Raw genomic sequence first — 13,358 nt, 5'->3', positions numbered from 1 at the left:
TGCCTTAAGCGTTTGTTTGCCAATTGCGTTTAGCGAAAGGCCAGACACTTTTGCGAATCTTGCGGTCGATCCGGAGTTCCCCGCGCGCGAGGGCTTCCGGTCCGGCCAATCGAGGACAGCGGACAACTACAGGTGAACGAACTCGACCATCGGCAACTGGGGCGGGACAGCTTCTTCCTGATGGCCGACGTGCGCCTTGATGGCTCAGCCGAGGAGTTCCGCGTCAAGGTCCGCAATCTCTCCGCCGGCGGGATGATGGCCGAAGGCCCGGTGCGGGTGCTGCGCGGGACGCCGCTCAAGATCAATATCCGCAACATCGGCTGGATCGAGGGTGTCGTCGCCTGGATCCAGGACAACCGGTTCGGGGTCGCGTTCCTCGAAGACATCGACCCCCAGGGAGCCCGCGCCCAGCAGATTGCCGGCGAATCGGCCCCGCGCTTCGTCCGCCCGCCTATCGCCGCGCCGGAAGAGCCGCGCCAGGTCCGCAAGATCTGATCCCCGGCGAAGCCGCGATCCACATTTCTCCGCCGCGTGAACGCTGACCCGGCGCTCGCGATCTGCTAGCGCTCGGCCAATGGCCCGTGCGCTTCGCCAAGCCTGCCTATTCCTGCTGGCCGCAGCGGCGACCGCCAGCCTCGCCGCGTGCGGCAGCAGCAGCGACGGCACGGTCCGCATTTCCATCGTCGGCAGCGAATCCGCGACCCGTGAAAGCGGGGCGCGGCTCTCGTCCGCAGCCCGGGTGCTGCGCGCCGCGACGGTCGAGGGGCTGGTCGGCTTCGACGAAGAAGGTCGCGTGATCCCGGCACTGGCCGACCGCTGGATCGTCACCGACGACGGCCGCAGCTACATCTTCCGCCTGCGCGACGCGAACTGGGCCGACGGCAGTCCGATCACCGGCGAAGTGGCCGCCGCCACGCTCCGCCGCACCATCGCGGGGCTGCGCGGCACGGCGCTCGCGCTCGACCTCGCCGAAATCGACGAGATCCGCGCAATGGCGGGCCGCGTCGTCGAAGTCAGGCTGCGCAGCCCCGTGCCCGACCTCCTCACCCTGCTCGCCCAGCCCGAACTGGGCATCGCCTTCAAGCAGCGGGGCACCGGGCCGATGGCAATGCAGCGCGAGGGACAGGAACTGGCGCTCCGCCTGATCCCGCCCGAGCAGATGGGCCTGCCTGCGATCCGCGATTTCAAGGACCGCTCGCTGGTCGTGCGCGTGCGGCTGGAGGACGCGGCCGGTGCGGTCGAGCGGTTCAACAACGGCGACAGCGACGCGGTGGTCGGCGGCCGGATCGATTCGCTTCCGCTTGCCGGCGCGAGCGGCCTGATCCGCGGCAATGTCAGGCTCGATCCGGTGATCGGCCTGTTCGGCCTCTCGGTGGAACGGGGCGACGGCTTCCTCGCCAATCCGGCCAACCGTGAAGCGCTCGCCATGGCGATTGACCGTGACGGCCTGCTCGGGGCGTTCAACATCTCCGGCTGGCAGCCGACCACCCGCATCGTCTCGCCTGATGTGGAGGACGACCTCGGCACCGTCGGCGAACGGTGGACCGGAATGAGCCTCGACGAGCGCAGGTCCGACGCCGTGGCCCGGGTTGCGCGGTGGAAGGCTGGGGGCAACGCCGGTCCGGTGCTGCGCCTCGCCCTGCCCCAGGGGCCCGGCAGCCGAATCATCCTCGATCACCTTTCCGCCGACTTCGCCGCGATCGGCGTGACCGTGCGGGCGGTGGGCGAGAATGCCCCGGCAGAACTCCGGCTCGTCGATGTCGTCGCCCGCTACGGCCGCGCCACCTGGTTCCTCAACCAGCTGAGCTGCGCCGCCGGGCGCGCCGTCTGCAGCGAGATTGCGGATGCCCGCCTGCTCGAAGCGCGCGCCGCGACCGATCCGGAACAGCGCTCCGCCCTTCTGGCCGAGGCGGAGGCCGAACTGACCTCGACCAACAGCTTCATCCCGTTCGCCCGGCCGCTGCGCTGGTCGCTGGTCCGCAGCTCGGTTTCCGGGTTCGCGCCCAGCCCGTGGGGCTGGCATCCCTTGCCGCCGATGGCACTGCTTCCCAGATAAGGGAGCATGGACAGCACCGGCAGCGGTTTCGACCGCACGAACATACCTGGCTTCGGCCGCGATCCCGCCTCGGTCCGCCAGCGGATCGAGGCCATGGAGCGGATCCTGGAGCGCAGCATCACGATCCCGGGGATTAACCGACAGGTCGGGCTAGACGCCATCGGCGGGCTGGTTCCGGTGTTCGGCGATGTCATGACCGCCGCCCTGGGCGCTTGGCTGGTGTGGGAGGCGAAGAACCTCGGCTTGCCCAAGTGGAAGCTGTGGCGGATGGGCGGCAATGTCGGCTTCGACATGCTCTTGGGCTTCATCCCGTTCGTGGGCGACGCAGCGGACTTCCTGTTCCGCTCGAACACGCGGAACCTCAGGATTATCCGCCAGCACCTCGACAAGCATCACCCGGAAACGCGGGTGATCGACCTCTAGAAATCGATGGCGATACCCTTGAGGGTCCAGTCGCCGAACCGGGTCGGATCGACCTCCTCGGGATCGCCGTCGGTCCGGATCGGTTCCGGTTGCGGCGCCGGATCGTTGGTCCAGTGATCAGGACGGCGGAATTCAGCCGGGCGGCGGGTCGCGCGTTCGAAGGGCTTGGTCATGCCCGACATGATGGTGGTTCGAGAATGCTCTGGCAATTGCCAACTGGGCTGCAAGTCCCGATAGGCGGATAATGCCCGCTCCCGAAGAGACCGCCGGCCACGCCACCCGCAAGGTGGCGCTTCGCCTGATCGATGCCGTGCTCAACCGCGGCGAGCCGCTCGACCAGGTCGCCCCGCCGCAACTGCGCGCGCTCGAGCGCGGCGACGATCGCGCGCTGGCGGTCGCGATCGCGAGCGAAGTGCTGCGCCGCCTGCCCGATCTCGATACGCTGATCGACTCGGCAACGCGCCAGCCGCTTCCGGCAGACGCCAAGGCGCGCAGCGTGCTGCGGTTGATGCTGGTCCAGGCGCTGCGGCTGGGCCTGCCGCCGCACGCGGTGATCGCGACCGGCCTGCCGCTGCTGATGGGCGGACCGCGGCGGCTGGCGCACGGCGTGTTTTCGGCCCTCCTGAAGCGCCAGCCGGAGCTGCCTGCTATTCCCACCCTGCCCGCCCCGGTATCAGCCAGATGGGACATCTCCTGGCCCGGGCGCACCGCGATGATCGCCGCCGGGATCGCCGAGCCGCCGCCGCTCGACCTCGCGCTGCGCGACCCGGCCTCCACGGCGGAGTGGGCCGAGCGGCTGGGCGGAAGCTCGCTGCTGCCGGGTCATGTCCGGTTGGCCCGCGCCGGCTCCGTCGAGGCGCTGCCGGGCTTCGGCGAGGGCGCGTGGTGGGTGCAGGATCTCGCCGCCAGCCTGCCGGCCCGACTCCTCGGCCAGGGCGAGGGCCGCCGCGCGCTCGATCTCTGCGCCGCGCCGGGGGGCAAGACGATGCAGCTCGCCGCCGCTGGGTGGGCCGTGACCGCGCTCGACAAGTCCGCGCGCCGGCTCGAGCGGCTCTCGGCCAACCTCGTCCGCACCGGGCTCTCCGCCGAAATCGTCGCCGCCGATGCCTTGACCTGGGAGCCCGACGCGCCGTTCGACGCGGTCCTGCTCGATGCGCCGTGCAGCGCCACCGGCACCTGCCGCCGCCACCCGGACGTGCTCCACCGCATTCCCGACCTCGCCGGACTGGCCGAACTGCAAGGCAGGATGCTTGAGCGGGCCGCCGGCTGGCTCGCACCCGGCGGGCGGCTGGTCTACGCGGTGTGTTCGCTGGAACGCGAGGAAGGAGAGGACCGGGCGGGCGTCCCGAACGGCCTCGAACCCGACCCGATCGGCACCGAAGAGCTGCCTCAGGGCATCGAACCGACCCCGGAAGGGTGGCTTCGCACCGATCCGGGGATGCTCGCCGACGCGGGCGGGCTCGACGGCTTCTTTGCGGCGCGGTTTCGGCGCTAGCCTTACGCCTTTACCTTTGCGGCAAAGCTCTTGCGCAGCTTGGCCAGCTTGGGCGGGATCACCGCGAGGCAGTAGGGATTCCGCTGGCCTTCGCCTTCCCAGTACTCCTGGTGATAGTCCTCGGCCGGATACCAGGTCGCCGGACCCTCGATCGTGGTGACCGCGGTTTGCCCCGGGTGCTCGGCGTTCCACCGCGCGATCGCCGCTTCGGCCTCGGCCCGCTGGGCGTCGTCCAGCGGGAAGATCGCCGAACGGTACTGCGTGCCGATGTCTCCGCCCTGGCGGTTGAGCTGCGTCGGATCGTGCGTCCCCATGAACACGTCGAGCAGGTCGCCAAGCGAGATCGCGTCCGGATCGAAGCCCACGCGGATGGCCTCTGCATGGCCGGTATTTCCCGAGCACACCTGCTTGTAGGTCGGGTTCGGCACGCTGCCGCCGATGTATCCGCTTTCGACCGAGCTCACCCCGATCACGTCGCGGAACACCGCCTCCACGCACCAGAAGCAACCGCCCGCGAAAATCGCCTGTTCCATCGTATCATCCTGCAATAGCTGGACTGGAAAGATAGGGTGGCCCCCGCCATCTGTCATCGGCTAGGAGGCCAGCCATGCCAACTGACCGTAAAATCACCGTCGCCGCGCTTCAGCTGGCCCTGGGCGATGCCGACCCGGCGGCCAACATCGCCGCGGTCGCCGCTCTGGTCGAGGAAGCGGCAGGCCAAGGCGCGCAGGTGATCCTGCCGCCCGAACTCTTTGCCGGCCCCTATTTCTGCAAGGTCGAGGAAGAAGCCCTGTTCGCCCTCGCCGCCCCGCTGGCCGAGGATGCCTCGGTGCGCGAGATGCAGCGGCTGGCGAAGTCGCTGAAGGTCGCGATCCCGACCAGCTTCTTCGAGCGCGACGGGCAGCATTACTACAACACCCTCGCAATGATCGGCCCCGACGGCGAGATCATGGGCACTTACCGCAAGAGCCACATTCCCGACGGGCCGGGATACGAGGAGAAGTACTACTTCCGCCCCGGCAACTCGGGGTTCAAGGTGTGGGATGTCTTCGGCACCCGCATCGGCGTCGGCGTCTGCTGGGACCAGTGGTATCCCGAATGCGCGCGGGTCATGGCGCTGATGGGGGCAGAGCTGCTGTTCTATCCCACCGCGATCGGCTCCGAGCCCTATGACGCCGATCTCGACACCAGCCGGATGTGGCGGCGGGCGATGCTGGGCCATGCGGTGTCGAACTGCATGCCGGTGATCGCCGCCAACCGGATCGATACCGAGGACGGCCAGCGCTTCTATGGCCACAGCTTCATCACCGACGAATGGGGCGACTATCTCGCCGAGTTCGGCGGCGCTGAGACCGGCGTGCTGGTTCAGACGCTCGACCTTGCCCGCGCCGCAACCCACCGCGCCGGGATGGGCTTCTTCCGAGACCGCCGGCCGCAGCTTTACGGCCGGATCTGCGAGGACGTCTGAGCCGCCACCGCTACCTCGTCGCGCTCGGTTCGAACCAGCGGCATCCGCGCTGGGGTGACCCGCGGCGGGTCCTCGGCGCCAGTCTCGAGCGGCTGGCGGCAGAGGTCACGATCCTCGCGGTCGCCCCGGTGATTGCGAGCGCACCGCTTGGCCACTCGCTGCGCCGCTACGCCAACACCGCCGCCGTGATCGAGAGCGAGCGCGAGCCGGAGGCGATGCTTGCCCTGCTCCACGCCATCGAGGACGCCTTCGGCCGCCAGCGCCGCGGCCGGGCGTGGAGTGCGCGCACGCTGGATCTCGACATCGTGCTGTGGAGCGGCGGGGCTTTCACCGCAGACCGGCTCGTCATCCCCCACCCGCATTTCCGCACGCGCGACTTCGTACTGGGACCGGCCACGCGCATCGCCGCGACCTGGCGCGACCCCCTGACCAGCCTGACGATCCGTCAACTTTTTTTCCGCCTGCGCCGCTGAACCCCTTTCCGACTCGCCCGCCGCGTGGTCCAATGCCCGCATGGCAAGGATCTGGATGATATCGGGCGTCGGCAGCGGACTGGGCAAGGCCGTCGCCGACGCGGTGCTCGACAGCGGCGATACCGTGTTCGGGCTGCTCAGGCGGGAAGCCGCGGCGCGCGAATTCGAGGCCCATCCGTCGGGCCGCGCGCACGCGTGCCTTGCTGACGTGACCGACCGCGACGCGGTGTTCGCCGCCGTCGCCCGGGCCGAGGCGGCCGGGGGAATCGACATCCTCGTCAACAACGCCGGCAACGCGCTCGAAGGCTATGTCGAGCACGTTTCGCCGGAGGCGGTGCGCGCGGTGATGGAGAGCAACCTCATAGGTCCGCTTCACGCCATCCAGGCGGTGCTTCCGCACATGCGGGCGCGCGGTCGCGGGCGGATCCTGAACGTCAGTTCCGGCGGCGGGATCCTGGGGGTGCCATGGGTCGGCCTCTACAGCGCCAGCAAGTTCGCGCTCGAAGGCATGAGCGAGGCGCTGGCAGGGGAGGTCGGCCCGCTTGGCATCGGAGTGACGATCGTCGAGCCCGGTGCATTCCGGACCGCGCTGCTCACCCGCGACCACCCGGCCAGCACCGCGCCCGATCCCGCCTATGACGAGAGCGCCGGCGGCATCCGCCGCAAGCAGATCAGCGCGATGGGCGGCAAGGAGCCGGGCGACCCGGCAAAGTTCGCACAGGCCTTGCTCAAGATCGCCGCGATGGACCCGGCCCCGCTGCGCGCGCCGCTCGGCGATGACGCGCTGTTCATGGCGAATGCCAAGGCCGAAAGCCTGCGCACCGACGTCGAGGCCTTGCGCGCGATCGGCAGCGGACTGTCGTTCGCACCCGCCGACGCTTGACCACCCCCGCCCCGCCCCCTAGGTGACGCGCCTTGGTCGGGCCCGTAGCTCAGTAGGTAGAGCAGCTGACTTTTAATCAGCGGGTCACAGGTTCGAATCCTGTCGGGCTCACCATAACTCCCTGATTTTGCTGAATTATTTGGAGCCGCAAAGGGAGGGATTTGGCCGCTCGCGCACCCGAGTTAACATCCTGTCTAACTCGAAAATAATTTTGCGACCCCGGCTTTTTGCTACCAGCCGCCCAGCTTCATCCGCTTGATTCCGTAGTCGCGGCGCAGACAGCCGTAGCGAACCGCGTCCGCGCCATGGTCCGGACCGGATGAATCCACGTCCTCCACCCGCTTCTGGTCGCGAGCGAGGTAAGGCACGGTGGCCCAGAAATATTCGCACGTCCGCGCGATGTAGAGCCCCGGCACGTCCGGCTTGCCCGCGTCGGACAGCAGCCGGCGCATGATGTTCCACCCGGTCAGCCGATCGGCCTTTTGCGCCGGGTGGAAATGGACCCCCGCCCGCATGAATTCCGCGGCGATGCTCCCCGCCCCGCTGCCGGTGTTCGCAAAGATCGCGTCGTCCGCCACGCCGCGCGCTGCCACACCCCAGCGCTTGCACATGGCGACGATTTCCTCGGAGAGAATCGGGACAGTCCATCCCAAGCCCTCGTTCATCCGGTCGCGCTTGTTGGTCGCCAGCTCGTCCAACAGGATCAGGCTGTCGCGAGGGTAAAATTTGCCGTCCGGACCTTCGGCGCCGGGTGACAGCGCGACAAGATAGGTCACGCTCGGGGCGCTGCTTCCGAAGTCGTGCGCGAGGTAGGTTGTCCAGGAGCGACCTGGCCCATAGCCGGCCAAAACTCGGGGGACCGCTTGCCATGGATCGACCGCGTTGCGCGCTTCGTCCAGAACGCTCGCGAAGTAGGCCCCGCGCGCAATGGCCCAATCGCCATGAACCCATGCGCGGAGCAATTCGGGATCGTCGGGACAGCTCGACCGCAATTGCTCCCCATACTGGTCGCGATCGATGAATTGGTTCCCCTCGTATGTGGAAGGGCAGTAGGCCCACAGGCGTCCCGATTTCTCCTCCGTGAAGGGCGTCCAGGGCGCGGACTTGAACACGTAGCGTTTGGCAAGCCAGTGGTGACCAACGCCGCCCGGGTTCGCCGCGACGATCATCCGGATCGGCACGTCCTTTGGACCGCGCAAGTTCGATCGGAGAATGTCGAGCAAGCCGGGATCTGGATATTGGCCGGCTTCGTCCACCATGAGGAGCGTGAAGGTCCGGCCTTGATACTTGGTATAATCCGCAGCCGTCTCGAGCTGCCCGAATTCCATGTAGCCGCCGTTGGGGAAGCGCCACACATGCTCCGAAGCGTTGTAGCGCGCCGCGCCGCCATAGACGGTCCCGAACAGGTCGCGGGCGATCAATTCGAAGTCGCCAAGCCCCTTATAGGTCCGGCGAATGTAGAGGATGCGCGCCGCGTTCCCGTATTGCTCGACGTGGCGGAGCGCGAGGAGGGCAAGGGCGTATGACTTGCCGCCGCCTCGCCCGCCCCCGAGAAAGGCGTCAACCTCCTCGGGCAACTCCATCGCGCGAATCTGGAATTCGTTGAAGTCCAGCGTCATTGCTGCAGGGACTGGTTGAACCCTTCCCCAGCCTCATTCGCTGCGGCCGCGCTGGCCTCGATCGCCGCGAGCTTGCCCGGATCGGTCATCTCGCGGACCAATCTGCTTGCCGCGCGGGTCGCCACGGAAACCGCGTCGTAGATTTCCGCGATATGATCGATTTCTTGCATCTCCGCCTCAGCGTGCTTCGAGACGATCGCCTTCTCGAAATTGGCAAGCTGTTCCTTCGACAGCCCGGTCAATGAGGGCGGAGCCTTCACGATCGCGGCCAGTTCCGGCCCCCGGTTTTCGTCAATGAGGCGCGCGATCTCCTTGATCCTTGCAGTGCCATTCATCGCCCGAAACGCGGTCCGGATTTCCTGCGCGAAAGCGTCGGGGCGAAGGTTGATCTTGTCCTCAATCCGGCGCTGCGTATCGGCGTAGGCGTCCGCCCAGGTCTTTGTCGCGCGATTCAACGCCGCCGTATTCTCTTCACCCAGCTTGCGCGCCATCTTGGCGACCTTCATCGCGTGCGCCGCCTCGGTATCGAGCGGGCTGCGGTTTGCCCGCACCCGGTCAAGCGCCTCCGCAGCCTGTCGGAGCCGGTGGACCTCGCCACGCATTTTTACCGTGGCAGGGTGATCGCCGCCCATGCGTTCGACGATCGCTTCCATGGCCTTCACCATGGGGTCGCGGGTGTCCGGCTTCGCCATCTCACCAGCCCTCCGTCATGAGCCGCAAGGCCGGCGCGCGCATGGCTTCCAGTGAGGCAGCAAGCCCATCGTGCCCGATGCCGCGGAGCCGCGCGCACTCGCCTCTCAGGCACGAATCGAAGTGCTCGGCATGCGTAGAGCTGGGATGGTTCGCCACGTCCGCGCGGACGCATTCGGCGATGCTGCCGGCGATATTGGCGAGGGCTTCGCCAAGGATTCGAAGGGTGTCGTTGCTCATTTCTTGGACTCCTGGACTGCCGTTGCGATCACGTTGTCGAATTGCAGGAGGGTCAGACCGACCATCCCCTCAGGCGCTTGCCGCGACCATCCCTCCTCCAGCCGTTGCGCGTATGGGAGGTTGTTCGCGATGAAGTAGGTTTTGCCCGCCGCTTCCTCGGGGATCGCGGCCTGAATCGTGGCGATCGTGTGCCCGCCGCTCGGGTCGATATTCGGGACGATTCCCTCGGGCTTCTCCCCGATGCCTAAGCGCCAGTTGGCCCGAAAATGGCCCCCAACATAGCCCTTGGGGGGAGGATGCTTCCAATAGTCGCCATCGCCCACCGGGCTGCGGAGGATGACGGATTCCGCCATCTTGAACACGGTGAGCGCCACCACGTCGTCAAGCTGTTCCTTCGTCTTGTCGGCGAACGCCTTTAGCTGCGCCTCGAAACTGCTCATTGCCCGCCCTCTTTGCCCGCGCCGTTGAATTGCTGCAGCGTCATCGCGCCGGGCAGGGCGATCGTGACATTCACCCGGTTGCCGTGCTCGCTCTGGTCGCCCTCGCGGTAGCCGTGGCGGGCTTTGAGGAGGAACATGGCCGCAGGGGCGTTGTCCTTCTCCATGGCCAGCCGAAAGAGCTTGTTGTGCAGGGCGCGGCGCTCGATCTCGCGGCCCTGATCGAACGCCTCTTTGAGCGCCGGGTCGCGGTCCATCCATGCCGCTAGCTGGTCCTTCCCGATGCCAAGCGAGAAGGCGACGCCCACCATTGAAAAGCCATCGCCCGCGAGGGCGCGAATGCGGTCCGGCATTGCGACCGGGATCATGGCCGCGACCTCGGGGGCGGGCTTGGGCTTGCGCCCGCGCTTCATGAGCGGCCTGTGCGTGATCGGCGCTGTCATGGCCGCTGCGTAACGGAGCGGGATCGATCGGCAGAAATTCGGCAAGTGACTGCGAATGCCTCGGGCAGCGCATACCAGTGCGAGCCCTGCCGATAGAAGCCAGCGCGCCCTTGCGTCGCACCGCTCATGATCCTGTAGCGCGCCGTTCGCTCCGGCACTCCGAACGCCGCCGCGAGCTGTCTGGCATTGCGGGCCTCGGCCGGCACCGCTGATGATTGATCAGCGGGGGAAGGCTGCGAAACGGCGGAATTTCGTTGTTCAATCCGACGCGAGCCTTCGCTGTCTAACTCCACGTCAACAGGATCAGGCAATTCGAGCGGTTCGCCATCATAGGAGCGCGCAACTGCCAGCCTAATCCGCAGCAAGCGAAGGCGCTGCAGCCGGTCCAATTCGTCCAGGCCCCGCATGATCGCAGTCCGCCGCGCGCTGTCCGCGATCGAATGATACTGGCCTCGCGCCTCCTCGCTGTCCGATCGGCGCGCGCGCTCCTCGCAATCGTCCGCGAGTTGCCGCAGCCTGTCCGCAGCGACGCCCTTTTTAGCGAGCGTCAAAATCGGGGTGGCCACCCTCTCACTCATAAGGCGCGTCGGCCCCAAGGGACGCGCCTTCTGGATACGTAGTATCTAGGGTGTGTGTGGTGCGGGGTTGTGCCGGGGGTTGTGCGCCGTTGTGCGAGTGTGTTGTGCTGCCGTTGTGCGCTGCGTTGTGCAAGGGCTCCACGGCTTCCACGATGATGATTTTGTCGCGGTTGGCCTTGCGATCTCGGAGTGTTGCGGAGCGGATTGCGCCGATCGCAAAGAGGCGTTCCATCGCGCGTTTCAGCGCCGGTTTGCGATAGCCCTTGGCTTCGGCCATGCCCTCGAATTGTGCGGGTGCGTAGTTGGGCCCCGGCGAAGGTCCGACTTCTCGGCCATCCCCCTGCGACGCGCGGGCGCGAAGGCAGGCGAGGAACGCGGCGTTCTCCCCGTTCGCAACCGACACCTCCCGGAGTTGGCGAGCGGTGTCGGCGGACAAGTCCTGATCTCGAACGAATGCGCCCTCGTGCCAGCGGAATGCAATCTGGTTGCCGGTCTGGCTATAGTTCGCCTTGGGGTTCTCGATGATCCGCGCATCGGGGTCGCCGCCATCCGGACGCTTGATAATGAGGCGTGATCGAACCTTGTTGTGCCACCCGATCGAACCCAGCCAATCGTCGCCGTTCTTGTTCGGATGGTGCAGGATCATGGAAACGCCGTCGCGATCGATAGCGAAGCCGGTGAGCAGGTTCACGAAGCCCGCGACCTGGTGAACGTCATTGTGCTCGCCGGCCATCATATCGGTGGCATTGTCGAAAGCGCCGAAACGGATGTTTTCCGCCTCCGCGACCTCGCGGACCTGTTGCCAACGGTCCGTGACCTTCATGCGGCCGTCATGGTCGAAGCTGGCTAGAGCGGTCTCGGCTTCACCCGCGAGCGAAACGAGATGCAGCCGGCCCGAAAGCGACTGCAAGGGAACGCCCAGCGACAAGCAAATTGAGTGCTGTCGCCGCCACAGCTCCTCCGCGTCGTCCTCTGCGGTGACGTAGAGCGCGTTCATGCCGCGCGTATCCATCCCCAGGAATGGGCGGCCGATCGCAATGCACGTCGAAAGCATCTGGGTGAGAAGCGATTTCCCCGTCCCGCCTGAGCCGGTGAGCATTGTGGTTTGCCGCAGGGGAAGCCAGTCACCCCAGGCAGATTCCCGCGCCGGCGGCGGTCCGCCCCAGTGGGCGAAGTCGATGACCGGCAAGCGTGATCGCGCGCTCGCCTCGCGGTCTGCAAGCCGTTGCAGATCCTCCAGCGTGCCGGCCCAGTCGAGAATATCCTCGCCCTCTCCAAGCCCGGGCAACTCGATCCTGTGTGCCTTCCCGCCTGCGGTTTCGACGCCCTCCTGTGCGCGTCGCGCTTGCTGATCGCCTGTCGTGTCATTGTCGGGCAGGATGAAAACCGTCCGCCCGCGGACGTAGCCGCTAAACTCGAACCCCTTCCAATCTTTGAGCGAAGTCGCGAGAAGCCCCCAACTGGCGAGCTTGTCCGCCTTGCGCTCACCTTCGGCCATGAACAGCGGAACGTCCTTTGGCGCGGACGCAAGATCGCGAAGGCGATAGGGGACGGCCTCTCCTCCGGTGCCGGGGAGCCATGAGCCAGCACCATTTGGCCGATCGAACCTGAAGCTCTTGCTTCGTCCGTCCTCACCCGGCTCAATACGGTGCTTGCGGTAGAGCAGCCGCCCGTCGCCGTCCTCATAGAGAAAGGTCGCGACAATGCGCTGCCCGGTCTCGAGCCTCACCGCGTGCCGTTCGGCAGGGCGCGTCTCTGCAGCCACAGGACCGGACCACACTGGCCTGCCGTTGTGTTCGCGATCAGGAAGGAAGCCGTCGCGGCGAAGCATGTCCTTCACCGCGAGGGCGTCCGCCTCAGTGCCATTGTGGCAGTGAATCAACACACCATCCGGCGCGCCGGCCTTGAGAGTTATCGATGTTCCAAGGTCGCGCTTGCCGTGCCCAGGCGTCGGGATGTTGCATTGGCCGCCGTGCGACTTGCCGCCGTAGTGAGCGGCGACCTGCCTAAGATCGATGACGGTTTGCGCGTTCATGCGGCGCGCCCCCGCCCGCGCGGATCGTCCGCCTGGACAATCACAGGCAAGCCGAAGTGCGCCGGGTGCTCGCGCGCGTTCCGAATGGCCCAATAGCGGAAATTGGGGGGGATTTCGGGCGCGTCTCCCTCGAAATCATCGAACGGGCCAAAGTAGTCGGCGCGCCAAAGGTCTGCGCTGCCGATCGGGCTGACGTGCCAGAATCGCAATGGGGATGCCGGAAAGGGGACGATCTCGCCCATGGGAGAATCATGCCCCCAGTTCGTCGATGAATTTCCGCAGTGACGCGGTGAGCACGAGACGACGCCTGCCAGCCTTGCGGGTTTCGAGCCGGCCATCGGCCATCGCTTGGCGCAGGAAGGTCCGCGAAAGCCCCGAGATTTTGCCGGCCTCTTCGAATGAAATGGTAATCGGTTCCATAGTGCCTACTCCGACCGCACGGCGGTATCGCCGGTGCGCGTGGAAGGGTTTAGCGAGCGTGTCGCGGCCCGATGATTGGCGTTAAGCGAGGGCGCGAA

18 protein-coding genes and 1 tRNA gene are annotated in these 13,358 nt (G+C 66.8%); 8 read left to right on the top strand and 11 right to left on the bottom strand.

Annotation, left to right across the window (positions count from 1 at the left end):
* Nucleotides 1-132: 132 nt before the first annotated feature.
* The 3 genes from AC3WLD_RS04290 to AC3WLD_RS04280 all read left to right on the top strand — a co-directional run bounded on the left by AC3WLD_RS04290 (nucleotide 133) and on the right by AC3WLD_RS04280 (nucleotide 2,479).
* Complete coding sequence (locus AC3WLD_RS04290; protein ID WP_492555694.1) at nucleotides 133-495, top strand: PilZ domain-containing protein; 363 nt, start codon at nucleotides 133-135, stop codon at nucleotides 493-495.
* A 79-nt stretch (nucleotides 496-574) separates the two neighbouring features.
* On the top strand, nucleotides 575-2,056 hold the full coding sequence (locus AC3WLD_RS04285; protein WP_492555693.1) for an ABC transporter substrate-binding protein: 1,482 nt from the start codon (nucleotides 575-577) through the stop codon (nucleotides 2,054-2,056).
* Nucleotides 2,057-2,062: 6 nt separating this feature from the next.
* On the top strand, nucleotides 2,063-2,479 hold the full coding sequence (locus AC3WLD_RS04280) for a DUF4112 domain-containing protein (RefSeq protein ID WP_492555692.1): 417 nt from the start codon (nucleotides 2,063-2,065) through the stop codon (nucleotides 2,477-2,479).
* On the opposite strand, the gene AC3WLD_RS04275 is transcribed toward AC3WLD_RS04280, so the two are convergent.
* Nucleotides 2,476-2,652: a DUF1674 domain-containing protein gene (locus AC3WLD_RS04275; RefSeq protein WP_492555691.1), complete on the bottom strand. Its 177-nt coding sequence runs from the start codon at nucleotides 2,650-2,652 to the stop codon at nucleotides 2,476-2,478. The two genes, AC3WLD_RS04280 and AC3WLD_RS04275, sit on opposite strands and share 4 nt — an antisense overlap.
* Nucleotides 2,653-2,723: 71 nt before the next feature.
* On the opposite strand from AC3WLD_RS04275, the gene AC3WLD_RS04270 reads away from it, so the two are divergent.
* Nucleotides 2,724-3,974: an RsmB/NOP family class I SAM-dependent RNA methyltransferase gene (locus tag AC3WLD_RS04270; RefSeq protein WP_492555690.1), complete on the top strand. Its 1,251-nt coding sequence runs from the start codon at nucleotides 2,724-2,726 to the stop codon at nucleotides 3,972-3,974.
* Nucleotides 3,975-3,976: 2 nt separating this feature from the next.
* Here the strand turns inward: AC3WLD_RS04270 and msrA are convergent, their stop codons facing one another.
* Nucleotides 3,977-4,507: a peptide-methionine (S)-S-oxide reductase MsrA gene (msrA, locus tag AC3WLD_RS04265; RefSeq protein WP_492555689.1), complete on the bottom strand. Its 531-nt coding sequence runs from the start codon at nucleotides 4,505-4,507 to the stop codon at nucleotides 3,977-3,979.
* Between the two features lie 74 nt (nucleotides 4,508-4,581).
* Here msrA and aguB point away from each other — a divergent pair, with 74 nt between their 5' ends.
* From aguB to AC3WLD_RS04245, 4 genes are all read left to right on the top strand, one after another.
* Complete coding sequence (aguB, locus tag AC3WLD_RS04260; protein ID WP_492555688.1) at nucleotides 4,582-5,442, top strand: N-carbamoylputrescine amidase; 861 nt, start codon at nucleotides 4,582-4,584, stop codon at nucleotides 5,440-5,442.
* Nucleotides 5,427-5,915, top strand: a complete 489-nt coding sequence (gene folK, locus AC3WLD_RS04255; RefSeq protein ID WP_492555964.1) for a 2-amino-4-hydroxy-6-hydroxymethyldihydropteridine diphosphokinase — start codon at nucleotides 5,427-5,429, stop codon at nucleotides 5,913-5,915. Before aguB ends, folK begins: the two co-directional genes overlap by 16 nt.
* Nucleotides 5,916-5,955: 40 nt before the next feature.
* Complete coding sequence (locus tag AC3WLD_RS04250; RefSeq protein ID WP_492555687.1) at nucleotides 5,956-6,798, top strand: SDR family NAD(P)-dependent oxidoreductase; 843 nt, start codon at nucleotides 5,956-5,958, stop codon at nucleotides 6,796-6,798.
* Between the two features lie 38 nt (nucleotides 6,799-6,836).
* Nucleotides 6,837-6,912, top strand: a tRNA-Lys gene (locus tag AC3WLD_RS04245).
* Nucleotides 6,913-7,028: 116 nt separating this feature from the next.
* Here the strand turns inward: AC3WLD_RS04245 and AC3WLD_RS04240 are convergent.
* The 9 genes from AC3WLD_RS04240 to AC3WLD_RS04200 are packed head-to-tail and all read right to left on the bottom strand — an operon-like array spanning nucleotide 7,029 to nucleotide 13,260.
* The gene (locus AC3WLD_RS04240) at nucleotides 7,029-8,417 is read right to left on the bottom strand and encodes a phage terminase large subunit (RefSeq protein WP_492555686.1); all 1,389 of its coding nucleotides are present in this window, start codon (nucleotides 8,415-8,417) and stop codon (nucleotides 7,029-7,031) included.
* Nucleotides 8,414-9,109 carry a hypothetical protein gene (locus tag AC3WLD_RS04235; RefSeq protein ID WP_492555685.1) on the bottom strand — a complete coding sequence of 232 codons (696 nt, stop codon included), beginning with the start codon at nucleotides 9,107-9,109 and terminating at the stop codon, nucleotides 8,414-8,416. Before AC3WLD_RS04235 ends, AC3WLD_RS04240 begins: the two co-directional genes overlap by 4 nt.
* A 1-nt stretch (nucleotide 9,110) precedes the next feature.
* On the bottom strand, nucleotides 9,111-9,347 hold the full coding sequence (locus AC3WLD_RS04230; RefSeq protein WP_492555684.1) for a hypothetical protein: 237 nt from the start codon (nucleotides 9,345-9,347) through the stop codon (nucleotides 9,111-9,113).
* Entirely contained in the window at nucleotides 9,344-9,787 is a 444-nt protein-coding gene (locus AC3WLD_RS04225) for a hypothetical protein (protein ID WP_492555683.1), read from the bottom strand. Before AC3WLD_RS04225 ends, AC3WLD_RS04230 begins: the two co-directional genes overlap by 4 nt.
* Nucleotides 9,784-10,197, bottom strand: coding sequence for a hypothetical protein (locus AC3WLD_RS04220; RefSeq protein ID WP_492555682.1), 414 nt, complete (start codon nucleotides 10,195-10,197; stop codon nucleotides 9,784-9,786). Before AC3WLD_RS04220 ends, AC3WLD_RS04225 begins: the two co-directional genes overlap by 4 nt.
* A 26-nt stretch (nucleotides 10,198-10,223) precedes the next feature.
* Nucleotides 10,224-10,793 (bottom strand): hypothetical protein, encoded by a 570-nt coding sequence (locus tag AC3WLD_RS04215; RefSeq protein WP_492555681.1) that lies wholly within the window; start codon nucleotides 10,791-10,793, stop codon nucleotides 10,224-10,226.
* A 4-nt stretch (nucleotides 10,794-10,797) separates the two neighbouring features.
* Nucleotides 10,798-12,840 (bottom strand): AAA family ATPase, encoded by a 2,043-nt coding sequence (locus AC3WLD_RS04210; protein ID WP_492555680.1) that lies wholly within the window; start codon nucleotides 12,838-12,840, stop codon nucleotides 10,798-10,800.
* Complete coding sequence (locus AC3WLD_RS04205) at nucleotides 12,837-13,082, bottom strand: hypothetical protein (protein WP_492555679.1); 246 nt, start codon at nucleotides 13,080-13,082, stop codon at nucleotides 12,837-12,839. Before AC3WLD_RS04205 ends, AC3WLD_RS04210 begins: the two co-directional genes overlap by 4 nt.
* Nucleotides 13,083-13,089: 7 nt before the next feature.
* The gene (locus tag AC3WLD_RS04200) at nucleotides 13,090-13,260 is read right to left on the bottom strand and encodes a helix-turn-helix domain-containing protein (RefSeq protein WP_492555678.1); all 171 of its coding nucleotides are present in this window, start codon (nucleotides 13,258-13,260) and stop codon (nucleotides 13,090-13,092) included.
* Between the last annotated feature and the right edge of the window lie 98 nt (nucleotides 13,261-13,358).

It is taken from the genome of Novosphingobium sp. FW305-C-111 (assembly GCF_058783565.1).
Note: the sequence above shows the minus strand (reverse complement) of the source record. Positions and strands in the feature narration are given on the sequence as shown.

Bases quoted from the DNA above. Each gene is read 5' to 3' on its own strand.
- AC3WLD_RS04285 (WP_492555693.1), top strand. From the start codon at position 575: ATGGCCCGTGCGCTTCGCCAAGCCTGCCTATTCCTGCTGGCCGCAGCG.
- AC3WLD_RS04280 (WP_492555692.1), top strand. From the start codon at position 2,063: ATGGACAGCACCGGCAGCGGTTTCGACCGCACGAACATACCTGGCTTC.
- AC3WLD_RS04275 (WP_492555691.1), bottom strand. From the start codon at position 2,652: ATGACCAAGCCCTTCGAACGCGCGACCCGCCGCCCGGCTGAATTCCGC.
- AC3WLD_RS04270 (WP_492555690.1), top strand. From the start codon at position 2,724: ATGCCCGCTCCCGAAGAGACCGCCGGCCACGCCACCCGCAAGGTGGCG.
- msrA (WP_492555689.1), bottom strand. From the start codon at position 4,507: ATGGAACAGGCGATTTTCGCGGGCGGTTGCTTCTGGTGCGTGGAGGCG.
- aguB (WP_492555688.1), top strand. From the start codon at position 4,582: ATGCCAACTGACCGTAAAATCACCGTCGCCGCGCTTCAGCTGGCCCTG.
- AC3WLD_RS04250 (WP_492555687.1), top strand. From the start codon at position 5,956: ATGGCAAGGATCTGGATGATATCGGGCGTCGGCAGCGGACTGGGCAAG.
- AC3WLD_RS04240 (WP_492555686.1), bottom strand. From the start codon at position 8,417: ATGACGCTGGACTTCAACGAATTCCAGATTCGCGCGATGGAGTTGCCC.
- AC3WLD_RS04235 (WP_492555685.1), bottom strand. From the start codon at position 9,109: ATGGCGAAGCCGGACACCCGCGACCCCATGGTGAAGGCCATGGAAGCG.
- AC3WLD_RS04230 (WP_492555684.1), bottom strand. From the start codon at position 9,347: ATGAGCAACGACACCCTTCGAATCCTTGGCGAAGCCCTCGCCAATATC.
- AC3WLD_RS04225 (WP_492555683.1), bottom strand. From the start codon at position 9,787: ATGAGCAGTTTCGAGGCGCAGCTAAAGGCGTTCGCCGACAAGACGAAG.
- AC3WLD_RS04220 (WP_492555682.1), bottom strand. From the start codon at position 10,197: ATGAAGCGCGGGCGCAAGCCCAAGCCCGCCCCCGAGGTCGCGGCCATG.
- AC3WLD_RS04210 (WP_492555680.1), bottom strand. From the start codon at position 12,840: ATGAACGCGCAAACCGTCATCGATCTTAGGCAGGTCGCCGCTCACTAC.
- AC3WLD_RS04205 (WP_492555679.1), bottom strand. From the start codon at position 13,082: ATGGGCGAGATCGTCCCCTTTCCGGCATCCCCATTGCGATTCTGGCAC.
- AC3WLD_RS04200 (WP_492555678.1), bottom strand. From the start codon at position 13,260: ATGGAACCGATTACCATTTCATTCGAAGAGGCCGGCAAAATCTCGGGG.